The 21,791-nt window shown below is 44.5% G+C and carries 34 protein-coding genes; 20 read left to right on the plus strand and 14 right to left on the minus strand.

All coding sequences use genetic code 11. The features are described from left to right. Nucleotides 1–77 precede the first annotated feature (77 nt). Both BM283_RS03355 and BM283_RS03360 read right to left on the minus strand, forming a co-directional pair. Nucleotides 78–344: a hypothetical protein gene (locus tag BM283_RS03355; protein ID WP_175492009.1), complete on the minus strand. Its 267-nt coding sequence runs from the start codon at nt 342–344 to the stop codon at nt 78–80. Continuing rightward, nucleotides 334–768, minus strand: a complete 435-nt coding sequence (locus BM283_RS03360) for an HNH endonuclease signature motif containing protein (protein WP_090689506.1) — start codon at nt 766–768, stop codon at nt 334–336. The genes BM283_RS03355 and BM283_RS03360 overlap by 11 nt, the downstream gene beginning before the upstream one ends. Nucleotides 769–950: 182 nt before the next feature. Between BM283_RS03360 and BM283_RS17925 the strand changes: the two genes are divergently transcribed. Then, on the plus strand, nt 951–1,208 hold the full coding sequence (locus BM283_RS17925) for a hypothetical protein (protein ID WP_139225180.1): 258 nt from the start codon (nt 951–953) through the stop codon (nt 1,206–1,208). Between the two features lie 46 nt (nt 1,209–1,254). Here BM283_RS17925 and BM283_RS03370 read toward each other — a convergent pair whose 3' ends face one another. The 5 genes from BM283_RS03370 to BM283_RS18610 form a co-directional block, all read right to left on the minus strand. Continuing rightward, entirely contained in the window at nt 1,255–1,608 is a 354-nt protein-coding gene (locus BM283_RS03370; RefSeq protein ID WP_090689514.1) for a hypothetical protein, read from the minus strand. A gap of 311 nt (nt 1,609–1,919) precedes the next feature. Beyond that, entirely contained in the window at nt 1,920–2,201 is a 282-nt protein-coding gene (locus BM283_RS03375; RefSeq protein ID WP_090689517.1) for a helix-turn-helix domain-containing protein, read from the minus strand. Between the two features lie 14 nt (nt 2,202–2,215). Continuing rightward, nucleotides 2,216–2,422: a hypothetical protein gene (locus tag BM283_RS03380; RefSeq protein ID WP_090689520.1), complete on the minus strand. Its 207-nt coding sequence runs from the start codon at nt 2,420–2,422 to the stop codon at nt 2,216–2,218. Nucleotides 2,423–2,552: 130 nt separating this feature from the next. Further along, complete coding sequence (locus tag BM283_RS18605) at nt 2,553–2,729, minus strand: hypothetical protein (RefSeq protein ID WP_175492010.1); 177 nt, start codon at nt 2,727–2,729, stop codon at nt 2,553–2,555. A gap of 337 nt (nt 2,730–3,066) precedes the next feature. Continuing rightward, a complete protein-coding gene (locus BM283_RS18610; RefSeq protein ID WP_175492011.1) occupies nt 3,067–3,237 on the minus strand; it encodes a hypothetical protein in 171 nt (56 codons plus the stop codon). 392 nt (nt 3,238–3,629) lie between these two features. Between BM283_RS18610 and BM283_RS03390 the strand changes: the two genes are divergently transcribed. The 4 genes from BM283_RS03390 to BM283_RS03405 all read left to right on the plus strand — a co-directional run bounded on the left by BM283_RS03390 (nt 3,630) and on the right by BM283_RS03405 (nt 6,360). After that, entirely contained in the window at nt 3,630–4,379 is a 750-nt protein-coding gene (locus BM283_RS03390; RefSeq protein ID WP_090689526.1) for a hypothetical protein, read from the plus strand. Nucleotides 4,380–4,408: 29 nt separating this feature from the next. After that, complete coding sequence (locus BM283_RS03395; RefSeq protein ID WP_090689529.1) at nt 4,409–4,903, plus strand: hypothetical protein; 495 nt, start codon at nt 4,409–4,411, stop codon at nt 4,901–4,903. 154 nt (nt 4,904–5,057) lie between these two features. Further along, nucleotides 5,058–5,852, plus strand: coding sequence for a hypothetical protein (locus tag BM283_RS03400; protein ID WP_090689532.1), 795 nt, complete (start codon nt 5,058–5,060; stop codon nt 5,850–5,852). Next, nucleotides 5,842–6,360, plus strand: coding sequence for a type II toxin-antitoxin system VapC family toxin (locus tag BM283_RS03405; RefSeq protein WP_090689536.1), 519 nt, complete (start codon nt 5,842–5,844; stop codon nt 6,358–6,360). The genes BM283_RS03400 and BM283_RS03405 overlap by 11 nt, the downstream gene beginning before the upstream one ends. A 135-nt stretch (nt 6,361–6,495) precedes the next feature. On the opposite strand, the gene BM283_RS03410 is transcribed toward BM283_RS03405, so the two are convergent. Next, nucleotides 6,496–7,170, minus strand: a complete 675-nt coding sequence (locus tag BM283_RS03410) for a helix-turn-helix domain-containing protein (RefSeq protein WP_090689539.1) — start codon at nt 7,168–7,170, stop codon at nt 6,496–6,498. Nucleotides 7,171–7,274: 104 nt separating this feature from the next. Between BM283_RS03410 and BM283_RS20450 the strand changes: the two genes are divergently transcribed. Next, nucleotides 7,275–7,481, plus strand: coding sequence for a helix-turn-helix transcriptional regulator (locus BM283_RS20450; RefSeq protein WP_090689542.1), 207 nt, complete (start codon nt 7,275–7,277; stop codon nt 7,479–7,481). A gap of 110 nt (nt 7,482–7,591) precedes the next feature. On the opposite strand, the gene BM283_RS03420 is transcribed toward BM283_RS20450, so the two are convergent. Next, nucleotides 7,592–7,777, minus strand: a complete 186-nt coding sequence (locus tag BM283_RS03420; RefSeq protein ID WP_090689547.1) for a hypothetical protein — start codon at nt 7,775–7,777, stop codon at nt 7,592–7,594. A 77-nt stretch (nt 7,778–7,854) separates the two neighbouring features. Between BM283_RS03420 and BM283_RS03425 the strand changes: the two genes are divergently transcribed. Continuing rightward, nucleotides 7,855–8,316, plus strand: coding sequence for a phage regulatory CII family protein (locus BM283_RS03425; protein ID WP_090689550.1), 462 nt, complete (start codon nt 7,855–7,857; stop codon nt 8,314–8,316). A gap of 16 nt (nt 8,317–8,332) precedes the next feature. After that, a complete protein-coding gene (locus BM283_RS03430) occupies nt 8,333–8,974 on the plus strand; it encodes a deoxynucleotide monophosphate kinase family protein (protein ID WP_139225181.1) in 642 nt (213 codons plus the stop codon). A 53-nt stretch (nt 8,975–9,027) separates the two neighbouring features. Here the strand turns inward: BM283_RS03430 and BM283_RS03435 are convergent, their stop codons facing one another. The 3 genes from BM283_RS03435 to BM283_RS03450 all read right to left on the minus strand — a co-directional run bounded on the left by BM283_RS03435 (nt 9,028) and on the right by BM283_RS03450 (nt 10,770). Continuing rightward, on the minus strand, nt 9,028–9,399 hold the full coding sequence (locus BM283_RS03435; RefSeq protein ID WP_090689557.1) for a hypothetical protein: 372 nt from the start codon (nt 9,397–9,399) through the stop codon (nt 9,028–9,030). 91 nt (nt 9,400–9,490) lie between these two features. Next, a complete protein-coding gene (locus BM283_RS03440; protein WP_090689560.1) occupies nt 9,491–9,847 on the minus strand; it encodes a hypothetical protein in 357 nt (118 codons plus the stop codon). 626 nt (nt 9,848–10,473) lie between these two features. Next, entirely contained in the window at nt 10,474–10,770 is a 297-nt protein-coding gene (locus BM283_RS03450; RefSeq protein ID WP_090689566.1) for a hypothetical protein, read from the minus strand. Between the two features lie 142 nt (nt 10,771–10,912). Here BM283_RS03450 and BM283_RS03455 point away from each other — a divergent pair, with 142 nt between their 5' ends. After that, the gene (locus BM283_RS03455; RefSeq protein WP_090689571.1) at nt 10,913–11,194 is read left to right on the plus strand and encodes a hypothetical protein; all 282 of its coding nucleotides are present in this window, start codon (nt 10,913–10,915) and stop codon (nt 11,192–11,194) included. A gap of 93 nt (nt 11,195–11,287) precedes the next feature. Here the strand turns inward: BM283_RS03455 and BM283_RS03460 are convergent, their stop codons facing one another. Next, nucleotides 11,288–11,611, minus strand: a complete 324-nt coding sequence (locus tag BM283_RS03460) for a CCDC90 family protein (RefSeq protein ID WP_090689575.1) — start codon at nt 11,609–11,611, stop codon at nt 11,288–11,290. A 143-nt stretch (nt 11,612–11,754) separates the two neighbouring features. After that, a complete protein-coding gene (locus BM283_RS18615) occupies nt 11,755–12,012 on the minus strand; it encodes a hypothetical protein (protein ID WP_175492012.1) in 258 nt (85 codons plus the stop codon). A gap of 59 nt (nt 12,013–12,071) precedes the next feature. On the opposite strand from BM283_RS18615, the gene BM283_RS03465 reads away from it, so the two are divergent. The 11 genes from BM283_RS03465 to BM283_RS03515 all read left to right on the plus strand — a co-directional run bounded on the left by BM283_RS03465 (nt 12,072) and on the right by BM283_RS03515 (nt 21,756). Then, nucleotides 12,072–12,887, plus strand: coding sequence for a KilA-N domain-containing protein (locus BM283_RS03465; RefSeq protein WP_175492013.1), 816 nt, complete (start codon nt 12,072–12,074; stop codon nt 12,885–12,887). Between the two features lie 12 nt (nt 12,888–12,899). Continuing rightward, the gene (locus tag BM283_RS03470; RefSeq protein ID WP_090689584.1) at nt 12,900–15,401 is read left to right on the plus strand and encodes a DUF5906 domain-containing protein; all 2,502 of its coding nucleotides are present in this window, start codon (nt 12,900–12,902) and stop codon (nt 15,399–15,401) included. Then, on the plus strand, nt 15,383–15,628 hold the full coding sequence (locus BM283_RS03475; protein WP_090689588.1) for a hypothetical protein: 246 nt from the start codon (nt 15,383–15,385) through the stop codon (nt 15,626–15,628). The genes BM283_RS03470 and BM283_RS03475 overlap by 19 nt, the downstream gene beginning before the upstream one ends. Before the next feature lie 24 nt (nt 15,629–15,652). Then, nucleotides 15,653–15,865 (plus strand): hypothetical protein, encoded by a 213-nt coding sequence (locus BM283_RS03480; RefSeq protein ID WP_090689593.1) that lies wholly within the window; start codon nt 15,653–15,655, stop codon nt 15,863–15,865. Next, a complete protein-coding gene (locus BM283_RS03485; protein ID WP_090689596.1) occupies nt 15,852–16,661 on the plus strand; it encodes a hypothetical protein in 810 nt (269 codons plus the stop codon). The genes BM283_RS03480 and BM283_RS03485 overlap by 14 nt, the downstream gene beginning before the upstream one ends. Before the next feature lie 198 nt (nt 16,662–16,859). Beyond that, entirely contained in the window at nt 16,860–17,117 is a 258-nt protein-coding gene (locus tag BM283_RS03490; RefSeq protein WP_139225182.1) for a hypothetical protein, read from the plus strand. A gap of 110 nt (nt 17,118–17,227) precedes the next feature. Further along, nucleotides 17,228–17,737, plus strand: a complete 510-nt coding sequence (locus BM283_RS03495; protein ID WP_090689607.1) for a hypothetical protein — start codon at nt 17,228–17,230, stop codon at nt 17,735–17,737. Continuing rightward, nucleotides 17,734–19,650: a phage terminase large subunit family protein gene (locus BM283_RS03500; protein ID WP_090689610.1), complete on the plus strand. Its 1,917-nt coding sequence runs from the start codon at nt 17,734–17,736 to the stop codon at nt 19,648–19,650. The genes BM283_RS03495 and BM283_RS03500 overlap by 4 nt, the downstream gene beginning before the upstream one ends. After that, a complete protein-coding gene (locus BM283_RS03505) occupies nt 19,647–19,931 on the plus strand; it encodes a hypothetical protein (RefSeq protein ID WP_090689613.1) in 285 nt (94 codons plus the stop codon). Before BM283_RS03500 ends, BM283_RS03505 begins: the two co-directional genes overlap by 4 nt. A 9-nt stretch (nt 19,932–19,940) precedes the next feature. Then, nucleotides 19,941–20,168, plus strand: a complete 228-nt coding sequence (locus tag BM283_RS03510; RefSeq protein WP_090689617.1) for a DUF6148 family protein — start codon at nt 19,941–19,943, stop codon at nt 20,166–20,168. Nucleotides 20,169–20,172: 4 nt separating this feature from the next. After that, the gene (locus tag BM283_RS03515) at nt 20,173–21,756 is read left to right on the plus strand and encodes a phage portal protein (RefSeq protein WP_090689620.1); all 1,584 of its coding nucleotides are present in this window, start codon (nt 20,173–20,175) and stop codon (nt 21,754–21,756) included. The last annotated feature ends 35 nt before the right edge of the window (nt 21,757–21,791 follow it).

The following is a 21,791-nucleotide window of genomic DNA, read 5'->3' on the forward strand; positions in this document are numbered from 1 at the left end:
AATGGTCACATAGTTTGCAATCATAAATTACAACCCCTTGCTTTCCTCATCAGTTGTCATGGTTTTTTGTTCTTTGTCTATCTGATGGCATGTTTTTTTCCTGTCCCAGCCAGATGCAGATAGCTATTCGGTGTTTGTTCTTTATCTTTTCCTTCAATCATGAACGAGGTGCCGCCCACGCCTTCGGTGACTCTCAAATAATCCACTTCGACTTTGGCCGAGTTGATAATTGTTTGGCTTAAACCTTCTATTACTTTCGCTTTCTCCAGATCCAGCGTGCCCTCTTTTACCCCGCGAATTGCTTCAAACAATATTCCCCTCAGTTCTTCTATATTATTTCCCATTGATTTTTCTCCTCAAAACACCCTTTAAACGTATGACCTGTTTTAAATTTTCAGGCAGATTCTGAACTGTGTTTCGCTCCATCAACTCTCGCCTGGTAACGAGTTTCAGATTGTTAATGTCGCAGTCCTGTTTATTGCCGTTGATAAATATTAGTGCTGTCCCTTTTGGTGGATATTCACCTCGATGCTGTTTCCACACTTCACGGTGTAGTAACCGCCATTGGTGCATTCCCTCTGCTACCTTGATTTCTATATAGCCATCGACATTTACTCGAGTGCTGCCGACAGGCCTCCAGTTAGCAGGTTTGCTTCCGGATTTATATTGAGTCTCATGCATCCTTCCAACGGAAGGAACACCTTTTACGCCCTTGTTCCATGGTATAAGCCCCTTTACAAATCTGCCTGTTGCAATGTCTCTCCCCATATCAAGCCCTCTTAAACTCAATCTTCCACGCGCTCATGATTTCAAGACCATAGCAACAAGTTGTGTTTTGTTTGCTGTTCGATCGGCTGAGGTGGTGCAATGCATTATGAATTGAGTTTGTCAATATCATAATTTTGTTATAACCTTTACATTCACTTCACACATGTTGCCAAGAGACGACAATGGCTGAACCTGATGTAAGATGGGCTGTATATCCATGGGATGAAGGTAAAGTTGCGCATAGTGAGGCTTTATGTGAATCATTATGTGATTCATCTTATACGCTGCCAGGTGATGGTGATTTAATCGTACGACCTTGCCTTGTTCATCCTGAGACATATGAGCCGATTCCTGTACGAGTTGTTGAGGTTCGGGAGTATCCTGAGATGGATCCACCAGTTCTGATTTTCGTTGTGACCCCAGCAGGTGATCTAAATTAAAGGAAAGCTCGTGCCCGATCATTGCAGTAAGTTCCATTTCAATCATTTATTCCAATCGATTTTCAAATTTGATAGGCTGCTTTCCACCGCCAGTGCGGCGCACATTACTGGTTAATTTGGGTTCGATGCGGTTAATGTCTGCCAGCTCACGTCGATCATCTGTATCGTCATCATCGATGTCATTAGATTTGTCTAACGATGAATCTGTGATCCTGTCGTGCATAAATATAGATGCCTGGTAATAGCGCTCTGATTTGTGCAAGCCTTTCTTCATGGCTTTGGCTCTGATCTTGTCATGGGCAAAACGCCCCCTGAACAGCTTAACCAATGCTTGGTGGTGGCTGTTTGGGTAGAAATGCGCCAACAGTTTTTCCTCGTCTTTAGACCAGAGGGTATACATTTATTAGCTCGCGGCAGGTTTCTAATATATTGTTGCTCATAACATTTCCCTTATTGTTAAATCTGTGGGTTCAAACTCAGCCCATTTATGAATCTCTATGCATAAAATCGTAAAACTCGTAATACAGGATGCTATTAATATTGCGAGCCTGTCTTATTGATTCGACTATGGATAATTTGCGATCACGCCAGAACCTGTAACGCTCCCAAAAACTCATATCTGCGGCCTCACATAATCAAACTTGTGTGCAATGTGTACTAATTGCTTTTCTTTTTTTCCGCCAACAAATTCCATGACTACTCCCATAAAAATTATTTGATTGAATCTTTGATGCTTTTATAGATTTCAGGATGCTGCTCCTTGAGCATTCTTGTTATCTTCAGATCGATTCTTTTGACTTTAGCCAAATCTACCTCTTCAACATAAATCAGTCTCACTAGCTCTCTTACTGGTTTTGGCATACTTCGACCTGACTCATATCTTGATCCGCCGGTTTGTGTAATTCCTACCGCGTTCCAAAATTCTTTCTGGCTCAGGCCAAACTTAAGCCTAAGTTCACGAAGATTTTCTATATTGCTAAATTGCCTGCTCATATCAATAACCTTTATTAACTATCACAACCAAGATCGTAACAGTCTTTTGATGACGTAGGCATAGTTAATGATCGTATGTCGACCGGATCGAGTTTCCCTTCCAGCCAGGCATAGTCACGGCCATACAGCTTCCCAATACATCTCACCTCGTAGAGGTTTCCATCGTGCCTGCCTCCTATGATCGGGTGGAATCTCACTTTCATTCCTAAGCTAATATTCATGAGCAGCATCCTTGTTTTTTGATTGAATCCAAAACCAATGGAAAATAAACGTCGTCAACTGAAAGTAATGTGCAAACCAGTGTTGCTACATACAGCACTGCGATAATCAACTGAAATACAATCTGCTGGATCAATTCGCGCATCGCTCCACTCTGATCTTTGGCTCAATGCCAAACTGATCTCTGGCCCATGTTTGTGCGGCTGATGAATTGGGGAACAGCATCTTTGTGCTGGTGTATAAGCCGCCAGGCCATGTGACTTTTATATGGAAGTGCGGTAATGGCTTTACTGTCACGGCTGATCTCATGATTGCTCCTCCACTATGCGGTAGATTTCTCTGATTGAATTCTGATCAAAGAAATTTGTTTGGCATCGCATATAATCATTGGTACTTGTTTTATACCATTCCCCTTTTCCAGGAACCCTAACCTCCCCAGTAAACTCAAACACAATGCGCTTAGGTTTTATCTTGCGGTAGCAGACCTGAATCCACATTTTGCAATCTGTGGTCAAGCCGTTTCGATGGATTAAACTGCTGCCATCAGTGTTCAGCACGTAGCAATCATCCTCGTACATTGGAATTCTCATGCCTATACACTCATACCCATCAAACGTGGGTACATTTATATTTTCAGTTCCCGCACTCATTTTTCCATCTCCGTTACTTTATAAATTGGCCATTCACGCTCCGTTTTTTCGTAACAAATTGGATATAGCAATCCATTTGTGCCCATCCAATACTCGCCGGGGCATCCGCGTCTAATTTCGCCGGTGTATTCAAATACGATGCGCTTTGGTGGCTTACTGTTTTCCATAATCCCTCCTTAAAATCTGCCAGCTCCCAGAACCCATGCTGGCGATGGTTAAAAGGAAACGCTCTGAGTGCGGATAGTTAGTTTTTGTTGTGTTGATGCGATCTACGCATTGTTTATATCCAATAAACGCAGAGTTTCTATGTATTCAAAGAAGCACATTTATTTAATATTTATGTAGCGTAAAACGCATAACCATAAAACGCAATATACGCTTCTTAAAAATGTGCGTCAATAGCTACAAATAGAATATTTGTTAAATGATGAATTGAGGGGTAAATTCAATCTAATTCGCGGTTATCAAATGCTCGTTTTAATTTGACCGTCTGTAATTGACGACAGCGTCATATAAGAAGAGAATCTCCACTTTTTGCTAATTACTCAAAGGGGAGGGGATGAAAAAATTAGCGATGATTTTGGCTGCGATTATGTTGTTATCAGGCTGTGTCACTATGGTGCGGGGAACTAAGCAGGATATATCGGTTAATACTGATCCCGCCGGAGCTGATGTAAAGTTTAATAATGGAGAAAGCTGCACATCGCCATGCACTATAAAAGCCAAGCGCAGTCATCCGCTGCAGGCAGTAATTAGCAAAGATGAATGCCGTCAATATGTGGTAAATATGTTTCCATTTGTATCTAGCGGCGCCATGTTTATGGGCGTTATGGGTGGATTCCTGGATTATTGGACTGGAGCATATCACGATCTACAGCCAAATCCTGTGACTGTTAATTTGGCGTGTGGAGAGCAGGCAGAAGTGGCCGTGCAAGACGAGAGAGAAAGAGCCATTCAATCCCAGCGATCCGCAGTAAGTGAGCGTGCGCATGCAGCAATAACTCCATCGGATGAGGCGAGAGGACACCCTAATTACGAAAAAGATCTTTATGAGTGCGATTGGTACGCAACCAGTAAAAAGGCTGATGTTGTAGGTAATGCATTGGCCGGAGCTGCTGTAGGGGCCGGAGTATCTGCGGCTGTGGGTGCGATATTTGGGGTGAGTGGAGATTTTGTTGGCAAATTGGCTGGGGCTGGAGCATTAACTACAGGGTTATCTTCCGGTGTCAATGCAATGGCTAGCAATAACGCTAGATACAATCAAGTAATGGTGCAGTGCATGAGGGATAAAGGGCATCACGTTTACTAATCAATAAAACAATAACAGGAAAAATAATAATGAAAAAATTTATCGTTGCTTTATTTTTATCGTTTATCGCTTTTAACTCAAGCGCATCTGACTACAGAATGAAGCGCTCTATCGTTTATTTTGAGGGCAACAGGGGCATTCTGGATACTTCTTCGGGAAATTTTGAATCATCAGGAACAATGAGACTGATTGACAAAAGTGTAACGCAGGAGGTTACTGTTTGTATGCAGGGAATCTGCCATGCCGTAAAAAACATATCAACTATAACTAATATAGCTCATGACAACTCAAAGATTACTGTCAAAAATGATTTATTAGGGTCAAGCGATATATACATAATTTCATTGGCACCTAATATTATAACTATGGCGATCTTTCCAGGAAATCTAACGGAAGTTGATGAGTGGGAGCCAATTAATCCTTTTGCTGGCACGGCGCAAGAAGTGCAAGAGAAAGACATTAATCAATCTGGTGACGGCCAAATAGGTTCAATGGTTGGCAATATTCTGAAAGATAAGTATTAATACTAGCCTACACCCAACGCCACGAGATGGGGCGTTTTTAAAATACTGCAAAGCAAAAATTTCTAAAACAAAATGTGGTCAAATAATCTATATGGAATTAGCACAAAACAATTAATATACTCTCACTCATAACGACACGTTAAATTAAAAACAAATGATTGCTCAAGATAAAGCGCAAGAATTGACACTGCATCTGGAGGGCATTGATTCAGATGAAGGCAACCTGCGCTTGAGTGTTTACGCTAAAAAGCTTGATGAGTTCAGGATACTTTTTGACGAGGCCAAGCATTTTGTTGATAAAGAAAATTGCAATGATGATTTGCTGGTAACCAATCTATCCCATAATAGCCCCACAGCAACAACTATCAAGTCTACTGGTGCAATGGGCGCCGAGGCTTTGGGTTTAATTGTGAGCACGATTAAAAACGCCAATTCTAAAAAATATGAGTTGGTTACTGATTCAACAGATTTTATTGAAAAATTAAGCGGTTTCTGCAAAACAAATTTTTACCAATTCAAACGGATTTGGTTTAGCTCTAACGGAATAACTCTAGCTTCTGTTACAAGAGAAACGGTTGAGTTTATTGATTCATTGTTAGAGCCAAAATATACAAGTATCGGAGAAGTAAAAGGAGTAGTAGAGGGGTATAACAGTCATTCAGATAAAAAATATTTTTATATTTACCCGCTTTTGGGAGGAAGGGTGAAATGTAATTTTCCGGCAACCAAAAGACATGAAGCAGCAAGCGCAGTGGAAAAAAATATTTTAGTCAGGGGCACATTGAAATATCGTCACAACAGCTTCTTCCCTTACGAAGTTGATGTGAGTGAAATTGAAGTTCTTGATAGTAATGAAGATCTACCAAAATTAAGAGATGTAAGTGGCGAGAATAATTTCAATAATTTAAATTCTGTTGAATCTATAAAAAGAATAAGAGATGAGTGGTAATCTGTCGGGCGAATATTGGGATACATGTGTTTTCCTTGCTTATATCAATAGAGAAGTTCATCGAAATGGCGAGGCAGAAGAAATCGATAATAGAGTTAGGTTATTTGAAAATGGATCACTTAACCTATTCACCTCGACAATTACAATAACAGAACTATATGAGGCTGGCAGATTTGACGAGCCAAATAGAAAGACGCTTAATAATATTTTTCATAGAACTAACTTTCAGTTTATTGAGGCTAACAGACAGGTATGCAATCTAGCTTCTGATATACGGAGTTACTTTAAACTGAACCCAGTTAAAGGCAAATACCCAACAACTCCTGATGCAATACAGGTTGCGTCGGCTATTGCTGTTAAAAAACATGGGGTTGATGGATTAAATCTTATAACATTAGACTCAAACAATAAAGCTAAAGAGCTTGCTTTCATTGATATGGCTCCTTATATAAAGCAAGCATATGGCGTGAATATTACCCGGCCCGATCCGCCCGGATTGTTTCGCTAGAACTCTTTTTACGTAACAACATGTTCACAAGAAAACTGCTTACAACAAAGCCCGCCCAGCGCGGGCTTTTTTATTGCCCGAAAAACAGAATAAAAAAATCGGCATCCTGTGGAGGTATGCCGATTTTTTTTGATGTTAAGACTTTGTTGCTCTCTTTAAGAAAATCCTATGTTCTACCACAGTGCCTATTATTTTCGCTCCTTGTGTCAAATCAGAGCTAATTGTTGGAAATGCATCATTGAGAGGCGATAAATCAAACGCAGGCTCTCCGTTAGTAATTATTTCTCTCATCTTATATTTTCTAAAATACGATTCCTTTCCAACGCTAGCAACAACAAAATCACCCGGCTCAGGCTTTACCTCTGGATCAACGATGACAGCATCACCCTTATTAAATTCTGGAGTCATAGATTCATCGGTGATATCCAACGCAAACGCTTTTAATGACAAGTTCCTCTCCGTAAACACAAATTTATCAGACTCAAAATTATTGCTTGTTATGTAGTCTGTCACCTGTTTGTCATTAATCAGCGACAGCTTACGGGTGCCAATTGTAGCTTTGCTTAAACCACCCCCGCTAGCTGTAAGCATAAATAATTCCTCTAATGTGCATTGAAGTGCTTGCAGAATTAAATTTAGCGTTTTCTCCCTGGGACGCTGCTTGCCCGATTCGATTCTTGATAGGTTGCTGTGATGCATGCTGCCGCCTAGCTCCTCTATTCTGTCACAAACATCTTGCAAGCCCATTCCTAGCGCGACTCTTCTCTGTCTTATCTTATTTCCTATTTTACTCATAGGGTCATTATTCATTATTGACGCCTCTCATAACAAGCACAGTCAAGCAGAAATGCGCTTGACGAATTGTAGTTAATAACGCACAATGCAGTTAAAATTTTTTGGCTTTTAATTTTTACATGACTCCACTACGAAGATTAAGGATAAGAAAAGGTCTCACTCTGCACCAAGCGTCAGAAGCCATAGGAATAGATTATTCCGGACTGCTTAGGATTGAGCGTGGCGAGAGATGGCCAAGAAAAGAGACTGCTAAAAAAATTGTTGAATATTTCAACAATGAGATAAGCGAAGAAGAGATCTTTTGGCCAGAGAAATACATTAACTAGATTCATTGTGTGCGTTATATGAACAATATATTAATTGCGGTATTAGACAAAATTAATTGTACGTTAGTACGTATTACGCACAAATACGGCAAATGCATACATGGAAAGTCTTATTTATCTGATGAGTCAATAGGAGCCTCCGGATTACCAATACAAGACGCATCCACCTCAGCCTTACCCGTCCTGATCCGCTCAGCCTGGATGACGGCTTCAATGATGGTTGCCCAAGCTGCAGCTGACCGCATATCAAGCGGCTCTGGTGGCTGTGTTTTGACTGGCGGCAAGAATTTTTCCATGACGTCTCCTTGTTAAATGGTGACGTCATTATTAAAGAATAAATAACAAGCGAAAACGCGAACATAGCGAGGCAATCGTGAAGCAGAACATTAAAAACACACATAGAGCGCTGTTTCTGGCTCTACAGGCTGGAGCAAAGCGCTACCCGGGTGGGATAAAGGCATTGGCTGAAGTGATTGAACTGAATGGAAGCACATTAGCGAACGGCATTAACCCTGACCACGATTGTCCACCACCCACCTTCGCAACGATTATTGAAATCATCTCGCTGGCTCAGTGCAAAGAGGCTGTGTTTTACATCAATCAGTTAGTTGGATGCGTTCCGGTCGACGTGGAGATAGCTAACAGAGAAGCCGAGGAAAGAACCAAAACGGTAGCGGTTTTATCTGTGATGGCCAAAGCGTCAGATGTGATAGCACATGGCTCTGAGGCTCTCAAAGATGGCCGTATCGATGCGTCAGAGTGCCAGCAGATATTGCAAGACCTGCAGAATTTGCTCGAGGAATCGACGAGCACTCACAGCATATTAAGAAAATAATTTTAGAGTAGTTGACATGACGATGCCCCATGACACCACTTCCCCCCAGCCGACTTTCCCACGGCATGGTGTTACGGGGCTCTTCTTAGGGAATGATTCCATGATTGGTAAAGAGATTAAATTGATCGGCTTAAGCGGGGCGATTGGTGCGGGTAAAAGCACGGTGGCTCAGCTTTTGAAAAATTCATATGGTTTTTCTGAGACCACTTTTAAAGAAGATATGGTTTGCTGCCTGGCTTATATATTCGAGGTGGACATGGATATCTTCAATGACCGCGCTCTGAAGGAAAAACCGCATGATGATCTGCTTGGTAGATCCCCCAGGGAGGTGATGCAGTCGTTTGGTACTGAATGGGGCAGAAAATTGATTCATCCGGATATCTGGGTGAAAAGAGTTAAGAATTTGATTGGCCATTATCCAAGGTTGGTTTTATCCGATGTTCGTTTCGACAATGAGGCGCAAATGATCAAGCGCAAAGGCGGGGTGATCTGGCACATTGAGCGCAAGAATAACCCATTTGTAGTCAATACCGGGCATGAAAGTGAGCACGGTATTGATGATAGGTTTATCGACCAGATCATTTGTAATGATAGGGATATGGATCAGTTGCGGGCTGAGGTTGCCGGGGCAATGGCTGGATTAACAGGAAGGGGATAAGCATGAATACAGCCTCACATATGCTTACTATTGAGCATCCAAATTTACTGGCTTCATTGAAGGTTATTGCTATTTCTGTCGCCATCTCTGAAGAGATCGCTGGTTCCCGTTTGAGTATTGGCGATGAGATAGTCGCGGATCGGGCCAGCCTGGTCGCTAGGAATATCAAAGATCAGCCAGCCAAGCCCTGCATTTCTGAGCCAGAATCTGATCCTGTTATCTTTGAGTCTTGCAATGGCTAGCCGCGGGTTGTCTTGTATGGATGCTGTGCCATCTTCCCTTTTAATAGGTGGTTTCATTGATACTTCAGGCAGCATGTTTGCTCTGATAACTGCCAGCTCGGCTATTAGCGTGGTCAGCTCGCTTGCCGATAGTGTTTCGTTGATTGACAGGCTTACAGATTTTTTGTCATCACTTAACTTCATGGCTTCTCCTTTGTTGTTAATAGTTTGGTGGAACTTTCTATTCTATCAGCATAGGAGAGGCCGCCTAAATAGGCGATTGGCAATGAATCAGTTAATGATTTTTAGTTTGATTAATAATAGAGGTGGCCAATGAGCGCGCCTCTAAAGGGTTATCCGAATCATGCTCATGAGCAATTATCACAACTCCATATCCCTGATCAATCGCTTCAAAGTACTGGGCTATTGATTCTGGGTCCAAATTCGAAACAGAGGAAGGATCGGGTACGAAGGTATCCAGGACTTTTGTTAGGCGGTATCCATAATTCATTAACGCAGAACGAGCCTGTATCTTTGCTCGTTCTTGAGAAGTCTCGGCAACAAAAATGATTGCATCAACCTTGACAATACTAGAATTGATTGCAGCTCTTGCACGTATTCCTTCGGCATACACAAGGTATATCTCTTTCATGGTTTTCTCTTTGCTATTAATGGCTTGCGGAACCTCTTATTTTATCAGCATCGGAGAAGCCGCCCATTGTACGAAGGTACAGGGGAAGTTATTCAAGAGTATCAATCATGGTTACTGATTCTTTTTCGCAAATTATTTTTACACATCCAGATAGCATAAACATGACGATGCCCCGTGACACCACTTCCTTCTCGCTGACTATCCCTCAGTGTGTGACGGGGCTCTTCCTAAGGAAAGATTCCATGGTTACTAAAGAGATTAAATTGATCGGGTTAAGCGTCAGATATTCTTCAAAAGAGATTGTGCGGATTCGCTCGTTAACTGGGAGGCTTCAATGTATACGGAAAGCGTTTGTCCTCTCGTTAAATTGTTTACCTTACCCGATCCGCGAATGTTTAGGTATCCGGAAATTATGTCACCGAGACTAATATCGCTGCCATCCGTTATGTCGAAAATCGTATATCCACGATCAGTCAGAACTGCGACGCGATCATATTTCTTCATAAGGACCATACCTCTACGCATGGTTTCTCCTTTGTTGTTAATAGTTTGGTGGAACCTACTATTCTATCAGCACAGGAGAGGCCGCGAATTATGATGCTGCTGACATCTCTAACTTTTCTGGCTTACTGCGGAGCTCCGGACTCAATTACATCCCATGTAGCTTGTTGGATTACGATCTCAGGTACGCCATGTTGTTTTAGCGCTTCGATGAAACTGGCTATTGATATGCCGGTATATAGATATTCATCTCTGCGCAAACCTTCGGTGATGTATAGCTTCACCAATGCCTGGTATTCGGGACATCCTTTGATTGGCGCTATTCTCTTCATGGAGTCCATTACATCAACCGGAACATTTATTGTAATGGACACCATGGGGCGGTCTTTCTGCAAGGGTTCTTTAGAGTATTCAGAAAACATAATGAGATTCCTCTTATGGTTATATGTGGAGTTCGGGAATTTAAGCAGAAAACGTACCAGATTTGGTCGCAACTTAAATGCGGATTAAGAGATGAAATACAGCTCAAATCATCAATTATCAAACTAGGCTAAGGAAAACGTAATGACAAACGATGAATATTTCATGCTTCTGGGAAAACAGACGCATATCAAAGATCAATCGATTAAGGCATACAACGAATCACAACGTCTTTATCGTGAGTTGCAATCATGGATACACGAATTGCATCTCCATAAGATGGATGAGCAGCTGACAAATCGCGGTCATACGCTGGTTGATCAATTGTTCGAGAGCAAAAAACTGGAGGCTTACTGGAAAGCTGAAGAAATCCAAATCAACAAGGCTTTAGCAGGGCAAACCAAGCCGCCAGAAGGTAATGCCTGATTGCTTATTTGACATGCTCTTGACACCGCTCACCCATCAGGATTGCGCTAATCAGCAGAGACTAAATGCTCTGCTTGATACCGGCTCAATCAATCAAAGCAGCTTGACCAAGGCAGCAACGATACCGATTGAGAACGCCATGAGCGTACCAAGTTTGATGATGAGGCGCTGCTCCAGTTGGATAAGACGCAAATCCACCATAGCGAAGCGTGAATCTATATCGCGTCTAAGGGATTCTATCTCTCGGTGCAAATCCTCTTTCGTGGCTAATAAATCTTCTTTGGTAATTAAGTCCTTGAGATTGACTTCAAGCACCTCGGACAGAGCTTTGGCCTCGGCTTCAGCCTGCGCAGATGGAACACCAGCTTCCTTTAGGGTATTCGCATATTTAAGCGTATCAAATGTAAGTGTTGTCATAGCCTTTCACTGGAAGAATCTGTTTTATCAAAACATAATAGATCATAGACCACAAGAAGATAATTATAAAGTACAGATTGACAGCCGCGTTTACCAGGCTTATCCCTTAGCTCAGATTATGCTCTGGCGTGTTTGGCGTAAGCTCAAAGATCACGTATCTTTCGCAGGAAATCATCAATTATTATTTCCGAGATTAATTCGTCAGCATAATGCTTATTCAGTAAGGCGGCCACACCGATCATTATTGATCGAGTCTTGTCAGGTAAAGTGTCCCAGTTTTCTTCAAGTTCATCTAAGAGCACATCAGCAAGTGCCGCTGGATCGAAAGGCGGTAGTTCATCTTCCTTTGAAAGAGACTCGAGGAAAACAAGCATCTTCTCATTCAACTCATCTTGCGTCATGTTGGCTCCTTGTTAAAAGATTGACAGTTTGCCATAGCATAGACTATTCTTTTGCTCAGGTGTCTCAAACACCCATACTTAAGCAGAAGCGGATACCGCACCCGACAGACAAGCGGTTTTTTTACGTCCATAGTTTTTCTATGGTCGAGCGTGCGGCTAATAAAACACCTGCCTTGGCAGGGAATATGCCCACCGACTTCTGCCGGTTTGAGACGCTCGACCACCCGCATATTGCCGACGGTCAACTCCACTCAAAGGAGCAGAAGAAAATGACAGAACTCACCGTTCTTACGACCAAAATCCGTCAACTCAACGGGCTATACTCCCTTAACGATTTACACAAAGCTGCTGGTAGTGAAGCTAAGCATGAACCAAATCAATTCATGCGTAATGCAATCACTCAAGAGCTGATTGAAGAAATTTCTAAATCCGCAGATTCGCGGAATTATGTTCCAGTCAAAATAACACGCGGTAAATCTGGTGGCACCTATGCATGCCGTGAACTGTTAATCGCGTACGCAGCATGGATAAGCGCTGCGTTCCATCTGAAAGTCATCAGAGTGTTTTTGGAGCAAGCAAACCCAGAAGTCATTCAGGCTGAACAAATCGCTAAGCAAGTCAGCAAACACCTCCAAAGAGCTATACCAAGTAAATACTGCCTGCTTCCTGAACATCAGGAAAAAGAAATCCTTGATCGCCTGCATAGGGTTTGGGGGATGTTTCACCCATTTAGCGAACAATTCATGGATTTGCTCGGAATGCTCCGCATTCTTCGTGGATGTCATCCTAATTACGATATTGAAGAGCCGAGCTATAGGGCTGTGATAAAGCAGCATGAGCTTGATAAGAAAAGCCGTGTGGGCAATGTTGGGTAGGAGAAGGGAAGAATGGATAAGAATATGAATCAACACATTGATTTCCAGCAAATAGCACGCGCAGCATTAGGACAGTCTTTAATTCTGCTTGGCAGGTGGTTGCCGGGTGGCAAGGTGGATGGACGTGAATATAAGTCGCTGAATCCTACGCGATCAGATAGCAAGATCGGTTCATTCGCGGTAAATCTTGATACTGGGAAATGGGGTGATTTTGCATCGGAAGATACCGGGCTGGATTTGATTAGTCTGTATGCCTATCTGAATGGATTATCCCAACTTGATGCCGCCAAGGAAGTGGCGCCACAGGTTGGGATTAACCTGGAGCAAGCTGAGCAACAGCAATATAAGCATATTAAAGCAGCAGCTGAGTCAGTCAAACAAGAGACAGAAAAAGCAGAATGGGTGCCGATATTGCCGGTACCGAAAGAAGCCGTTGATCCGCCAGTTGCTCACCCAGTGCGCGGACGATCACCAATGCATTGGGATTATTTCGATGCTGACGGCAAACTTTTGGGCGTGACACATCGTTTTGTCACATCCGATGGCGGCAAAGATGTGTTGCCATGCGTGTATGCACGTCATAGCAAGTCAGGTAAATGCGATTGGCGCTGGATGGCTTTTCCTGAACCAAGACCGCTCTATGGACTGTATGAGTTGGCACAAAACCCTGATAAACCTGTGTTGCTGATCGAGGGTGAGAAATGTGCTGATGCTGGACATGGGCTGCTGAAAGATTGGATTAACAATGTTACTTGGTCAGGCGGTACCAATGCGGTGGATAAAACCGACTGGTTACCATTGGCAATGACTAAGCAAACGATTTATGCCTTTCCTGATTGCGATGCGAAGCGACAGAAACTAAGCAAGCAGGAAAAAGAAGCCGGGGTTGATCCAGCCAGCAAGCCATTCTTGCCAGAGAACGAGCAGCCCGGAACCAAGGCCATGCTACGCGCGTATGCATTGATCAAGCAACATAATCCGAATGTGGATTTTCGCATGGTACAAATCCCTGCGCCTGGCTCAATGCCGGATGGGTGGGATATAGCCGATGCTATTCAGGAAGGCATGAGCGTTGAAGAGATCAAGCAGATGATCCTTAACGCTAAGCCGGTAGGAATCATGCTGGCTGATGAAAAATCAGCGAGCAAGCCGCCAAGGATAGCAGAAACAAGACGCAAGAAGCCTACCGGGCCGCCAGAAGAGGAACAACGTACGGTGCTGGATCGTTTTGCATTGATTTACAGCACTGAGACGGTATACGACATCGATACTGCTCTGGTGATGAGCGTGGCTGCCATGCGCTTGGCGCTGGGTAAAAGCTGTGTGGATTGGTGGTTACAGCATGAAAAACGTCGCATGATCAAGCCGGATCAATTGGTATTTGATCCAACTGGCAAGTGTAAGCTGCCAGCGATCAATCTATTCCGTGGCATTGAGATGGTGCCTAAGCCGGGAGATTTCGGGGCAATCATGGAACTGCTATACCATTTATGCGAGGAGTCAGCAGAGAGCGACCAAGGTGTGTTGGAGGTGGTGGAGTGGGTCATTAAATGGATTGCTCTTCCTCTTCAGCAGCTGGGTACGAAAATGCGCTCCGCGCTGGTCTTCCATGGTCCGCAGGGCACGGGCAAGAATCTATTCTTTGAGATTGTGGCTGCGATTTATGCCAGATATGCGATTGTGGTGGGTCAGGAGCAGCTGGAAGAGAAGCATAACGATTGGTGCTCTTCCAAGCTATTCATGATCGGTGATGAGGTGATTGCAAGAGCAAGCCTGTTCGACCAGAAGAACAAGCTGAAAGCGTTTATTACGGGTGAGACGATCCAGATCAATCCTAAGTTTCTGCCTATCCGGACTGAGAAGAACCACGTCAATGTGGTGTTTTTGTCCAATGAGGATCAGCCGCTTGCGCTGGAAGAATCAGACCGTCGCTATTTTGTAGTGTACACGCCACCCTCACGCAAGGATGATCTTTATGAGAGAGTGTCTGAGTGCATTGAAAACGGCGGTATTGAGGCGTTTTACCATTATCTGTTGTCGATTGATTTAACCGGCTTCACTGCCTTTTCCCGGCCGCTGATGACCGTGGCGAAACGTGAGTTGATCGATATTGGCATGAAGCCTGAGCATCGGTTCGTGTATGAATGGATTAAGGGTTTTCTGCCGGTATTCTTTTCACCCTGCACGGCAGGGCAACTATTCCGGTTATTCCAGCATTGGGCCTATATCAATGGTGAGCGCTCGCCACCACAGAATAAATTTACCGCAAGCATCAAGAATTTTATCGGCGTGCTGTCGGATAAAGCCGGTAGTACAGAGCCTTTGATGCGCTATAAGGTCGTCAAGCTCATACACTCGAATAACGGGCAGAAATGCGAACGCGTGTGGATTCCTAAGGGGCATGGTGTGCCTGATGGACAGACCGAAGGGGAGTGGATGACAGGGGCGATTGAGCGGTTTGAAGGCTACTTCCTTGATTACAAGGAGGGGAAATCATGCGTAAAAGCAGTCTAGGCGCGCGGTTACGCCGGTTACGCTTCGGTTACGCGTCAGTTACGCCTGAAACCCGCGTAGTTACGCAGTTACGCGACTTTTTGGCTTTTCCCATACACGCGCGCGAGAGATTTTTAAAAATCTTCCACGTCATGAAAAATTATTTTTTGCATGAGTTTGCGCTTCAAACCATGCGTAACCAGCGTAACCGCGTAACTACAGGCATTTCAGCCGTAACCAGTGCGTAACCAAACTTATTAGGCGTAACTGATATGAAAAAAGAAGAGGTAAGAAGAAATTTTTCAAAATGTTGTTCGGTAGCAGGCCAATTCAGAGAGGTATTCGGCAATGAGGTGCGATTGGTTTATGCGAATGAGAATGGGCAAGAGATTGGCAAGCAATCATCAGCTGGCATTGTGGTTGGTGGGGTCACCGGCGATATGTGGGTTGAGAAAAAGAAAGGGGTGAGAAATGGCGACCATTAGCATTGAGCAACAGATCGAGCAGGTTAAGCGTGATCTTAACCAGGTTGCGCAGAAGCAAGTTCCGTTCGCAATCAGGCTGACTGTGAATAAGCTGGCTGAGAATGCAAAGAAGAACTTCGATATGAAGGAGCTTCCACGAATTGACCGGCCAACCAGGTATGCTGCCAACATGATGCGGGTGCAATATGCGACCAAGACAGACTTGACCTCAACTATCAGAGTTAAGACTAAGAGCATGACGACCAAGCGAGGTGGCTTTGCTCCTGATGAAGTTCTGAGGCATTTATTCGAGGGAGGGCGGCGCATCAACAAAGGATTTGAAAAATTGATGCAACAAAAGGGAATGATGCCTAATGGATGGTTCGCTGTGCCAGGTGAAGGGGTCAGGTTAGATCAATATGGGAATATTCCACGGACGCTATTGACCCAACTGCTGGCCTATTTTCGAGCGTTCCAGGAGTCAGGCTTTAGAGCAAACATGACTGACAAAGGAAAGAAGGCTTTTGAGCGCAGGGCAGCCAGGGATCATTTCGCAGCTGCGCAACTTACTAGATTCTTCACTATCCAGCCAGGAGACAGAAGCAAATTACACCCTGGCATATGGTCAAAGTCAGGTTTTTTCGCGGGCGGAAAGATAAGAATTTCAAGAACACCTAAGCCCATTTTGATGTTCGTGAATGCGGCTCATTATCAACGCATGTTCAATCTGCCTGAAGTTGTAGAAAGGATAGTCAATCGTGATCTCAACCTTGAATTCAATAAAGCAATGGAACATGCATTGAAGACTGCGAAATGAATAACCAAGTCAATTGTTTTAATTGTCAGCGTTGGACAAGTCCAGAGGTAGAGCAAGACGCTTATATAGGCAACTTGCATGGTGAATGCAGTCGCTATCCCGCCTATCAGCTGGTGGAGGATACAGTCATAGAGACTAATGCTCGAACTGTTCCAAGTATGTTGTGTGATCAATTTAGACCAAGGAGATAAAGTAGAAATGCAAATAGGTAATTTAGATGTGAATCAGGCAATCGAGGCAGCCAAGAAAAGACTCAATGCGTCAATCTATGGGTATCAGAAAGACAGGCTTACTTTATATGTTGGTAAGAATGCTGAAGATAACAGGCTCAGGATAGGTGACTATGAGGCTTCAAATAATTTTGAAGCGTCTGTTTATGACAGCTGTGGCACGAAAATACTTGTGCTTGAAATGCCGTTGCGTGAAGTAAGTAAAGTACTCTCAAAAGAGGGCTAAGGTACTTCCAGAGGATAAACAGCCTGAGGGTAATGAAATGCTGGTTGGATCGCTAGGTTGTGATGTTTAAACATACTTAACACTTTGTATTTATTAAATTTAACAAAAAAATGGCTACTGTTAATCAGTCCGAGTTTGCGAAAATTTTAGGGTACAGCCGGGCAGCTGTTACTCAATTTAAGAAAGCTGGCAGGCTCGTGATGACAGAGGATGGCTTGGTGGATGTCGAAGCTAGCAAACAAAGGATTAAGGAGACAGCAGATCCGAACAGGGATGATGTTGTGCAGCGTCACGCTTCCGCGCGCGGTAGCAATATCGAGGATGACAGCGATACAGGACCAGGCTTCCAGGAAGCCAGGGCACTGAAAGAGCATTACCATGCGCTGCAGGCCAAGATCGATTATGAAACCAGAATAGGAGAACTGGTTGAACGTGCTGAGGTAGAGCGTGACTGGGTTGAGGTGGCAACTGTCCTGCGCACTAACCTGGAAAAAATACCCGACAGCATGGCATCTGTGCTGGCGGCTGAGACTGACTCTAGCAGGGTGCACGCAATATTGACTGAGCAGATTGAGAAAGTTCTGAAGAAGGCATCAGACCATATTGAAAGGCTGGCATGAGAGAGCATAAGCAAGCATTTGCCAGGGCGATATCCCCCCGTAAGAAACTGACCGTATCGCAATGGGCCGATGCCTGCCGCATCCTGTCTGGCAAATCCTCCAGTGAGCCTGGGGAATGGCGCACATCCAGAGCTCCTTATACCAGAGAAATTATGGATTCCTTATCAGTATCCAGTCCGGTGCAACGGATTGTGCTGATGTTTTCCGCGCAGACGAGTAAAACAGAAATTGGTCTGAACTGGCTGGGTTATATCATCCATCACTCACCCGCACCGGCGCTGGTAGTGGTACCGACTTTGGAAGTGCGCAAAAGGTGGGTCAAGCAGCGATTGAATCCGATGCTGGTCGATACTCCAGTGCTGGCGGAAATATTTGATGCCAGGCGTGCGAGGGATGCCAGCAACGCAGAAGACATCAAGGATTTCCCAGGCGGAGTCATTGTGATCGGGGGAGCCAACAGTCCTGCATCGCTGTCCTCGATGCCGATCAAGTATGTAATGTGTGACGAGGTAGACCGCTTTCCCTGGGAGGCGGGTCAGGAAGGTGATCCACTGGGTTTAATTGACGAGCGTACCAAAACGTTTCCGCGCCGGAAAGTTCTGCTGGTATCTACTCCTACCATCAAAGGTGCCAGCAGGATAGAAACTGAATACCTGAAATCTGATCAGCGGCGCTATTACGTGCCGTGTCTTCATTGCCAGGAAATGCAGACGCTGAAATGGTCCAACATCCGCTGGAGCATAGATGATTTTGAGGTGAAGCATGCATGGTATGTGTGCGAGCATTGCGGGGCAGAATTTGATGAGAGTTGCAAGACCTGGATGCTGGAGCATGGCCAATGGATACCGTCCTACCCTGGACGGGAAATTCGCGGCTATACCATCAACGGTCTTTATTCCCCCGATGGGTTAGGTTTTAAATGGGTCGAGATCGTCAGGCAATGGCTGGATGCACAATCCGATCAAACCAAGCTGAAACGGTTTATTAACACCACGCTTGGCGAAACGTGGGAAGACAAAGCATCCAAGCTCGACGTGCACGACATGTTGAAGTGTCTGGAGAATGTCCCTCAGCGTTCCATTCCAAAAGGTTGCCTGGCTCTGACGGTAGGCATCGATACTCAGGATAAATGGCTGGCTGTGAAGCTGCTCGGCTGGGGAGTCGACAACCTGTGGATTATCGAATGGCACACGATTGAGGGCGATACCACCAGGCCCGAAGTATGGGATAAATTAGAAGAATACCTTAATACCCCCTTGATCAATTCATGCGGTAACGCCATCCGCATCGAAGCGGCTGCGATCGATACCCGTGGACACAGAGGTGAGCAGGTCAAGAAGTTCATTGCGCGCAAAACATTGAAGGTACCTGTCTATGCTGTACAAGGCTCGACCACCAGGCTAGGCAGGGCGATTGCTACCACGGCATCCCATCCTGAAAAAACGCACAGAGGCAAAGTCGTCAAGACTGGCTATTCTTTATGGAACGTTGGTACCGAGTATTGCAAGGATTTTATTTACGGCACCTTGGCCAGTGATGAAAAGCTCCCTACCCATAAGCGGGTCATCCATTTTCCTGAAGGACTGACTGAAGATTATTTCAATGGGCTGCTATCGGAAATACTCGATCCGGAAACAAATCGATACATCAAAAGAAAGGGCGTTAAGCACCAACGCAATGAACCGCTCGACACGCTGGTTTATGCCTGGGCGATCGGTCATCACAACCGGGTCAGAATAGGCATGACTGCGCGCGGAGAATTCGATCCAGGCTATTGGACACGAAGAGAAGCCATCCTTGAAAACCCATCGCTTTTTACTTTCGAGCATCAAGATGCCGATAAGGTAGGGGCAATACCCAAACCCATACCAGAATCAGGAGGTATCTCACTCAATGGCTGGAGACGTGGATGATTGAAGAGAAAGATATCGTCGAGGATATTTTCTCTCAAATCAGAGAGATTATGGGCAACCAGTTTCATGGCGAGGTATTCATTAAACTCAATCAAATTGAAGCGAGAGTGCGCCAGAAGTGGGGCGGGACTGAACCGTATATTCCAAAAAACAGGGAAAAAAAGAAGGCAAAGGAGAAGGCGGCAAATGATTTGAAAAATGGAGTGCCTCCTAAAGAGGTTATCAAGTCTACAGGTATTAGTAGAACAGAAGTTTATCGTTTATTGAATCGCAATAGATAAGGGGTAATCATGGCAGGAATAACACTTGAGCAGGCAGAGGCTGAGCTTGATAGGTGGATGGAAGCAAACAAAAAAGTTGCTTCTGGACAATCCTATGAAATAGATGGGCGAAGGCTCGATAGGGTTAATGCAAAGGAAATCAGGGAACAGATAACCTACTGGAATGGTATGGTAAAAGACTTGTCAGTCAAAGCCAGAGGAAGAAGCAGATCAGCAAACGTGAGTCCAGGATGGTGATGAAATGAAAAATCTTCCTAAGATGAATTTTTTAGATCGAGCAATCGCGGTCATTGCTCCCGGCACCGCTTTAAACAGGATAAGAAATCGAACAGCTTTGGCGCTTTCCGGATCCTATACTGGAGGCTCAAGAAGCAGGGCGTCGATGAGAAACTGGAATCCATACGCAGGCGACGCAAACAGTGACATTATTTATGATCTGGAAATATTGAGAGCGAGGTCAAGAGATCTTGCGCGCAATGCTCCTATTGGTGGGGCTGCTATTAACTCGGTCGTCACTAATGTGATTGGCACCGGGCTATCGATGCAGTCAAATCCGGACACTAGGTTTCTTGGAATGACTGATGAGCAGGCTAACGAATTTAAGCGAGAGGTCGAAGCGGAGTGGTCTATCTGGTGTAGTAGCACTGAGTGCGACGTTTCGCGCAACATGAATTTCTATGGATTGCAGGGACTGGCTTTACGATCCATGCTGGAGTCAGGTGACGTGCTGGTATTAACCCCTGCCATCGCCAAGAAAAACAATCCTTACAGGCTGGCTATCCAGTTGATAGAATCGGACAGGATCAGCAATAAGGGCTATGCAGCCGATACCGATACTAAATTTGCTGGCGTTACTCTGGACAGTAACGGTGCGGCTATTAAATACGACATAGCAAAAAAACATCCGGGATCTTTATTAAGAGGGGGAAATGAATGGATTGAGGTGGACGCATTTGGACAGGATGGGCGAATAAATGCAATACATCTTTTGGACAAGACCAGACCGGGCCAGGTGCGTGGTGTTCCATTTCTTGCGCCAGTGATTGAGCAGCTCAAACAATTGTCTAGATACGCCGAGGCTGAGTTGCAGGCGGCAGTAGTGTCTGCCGCGCTTGCTATCTTCGTTAAGATGGATACGGACGCTTTTGAGAGTTTGTTTCAAGAAGACGCAAAACAGAGCTACATTAAAAATGCTGCTGGATGGGACGGTTCTCTCAATTTCACCATGGATGATTCAGGCAAGGTGATTAACCTGTTGCCCGGTGAGGACGTTTTATCTCCTGATTTAGGCAGGCCGAATGCAAACTTTGATCCTTTCTTTCTGGCGATGCTGAAACAAATAGGGCCAGTGTTAGAGATTCCGTTTGAGGTTTTAACCAAGCATTTCTCGGCCAGCTACTCTGCAAGCAGGGCTGCGCTATTGGATTTCTGGCGGATAGTCAGGAGACGCCGCGATTTTATGGCAACCTATTTTTGCGAACCGATCAAAGAGCTATGGTTCGAGGAGGCGGTATCATCAGGCAGAATCGCAGCTCCTGGCTTCTTTGCAGATATTAGAATCAGGCAGGCATATACTCGGGTTACGTGGGTAGGAGATGGCCCTGGCAGCATTGATCCATTGAAAGAAGTAAGCGCAGCTGAAAAGCGTATTGCAGTTGGCATCAGTACCAGAGAAAAGGAAACGGCTTCTTATGATGGGGGAGATTATGAATCCAACATTGAGCAGCTTGGCAAAGAGAAAAAGCTGATGGAAGCAGCTGGATTATCTACAGAATCAAAGGCAGTGGACACAGGATCGCTTGTTACTTCACCTGAGCAAACCTGAATATCATAAAAAGTCCCATTTTCCCCTAAAAATGG

Origin of the sequence: Nitrosomonas sp. Nm34 (genome assembly GCF_900113925.1) — a bacterium.
Classification (GTDB): Bacteria; Pseudomonadota; Gammaproteobacteria; order Burkholderiales; family Nitrosomonadaceae; genus Nitrosomonas.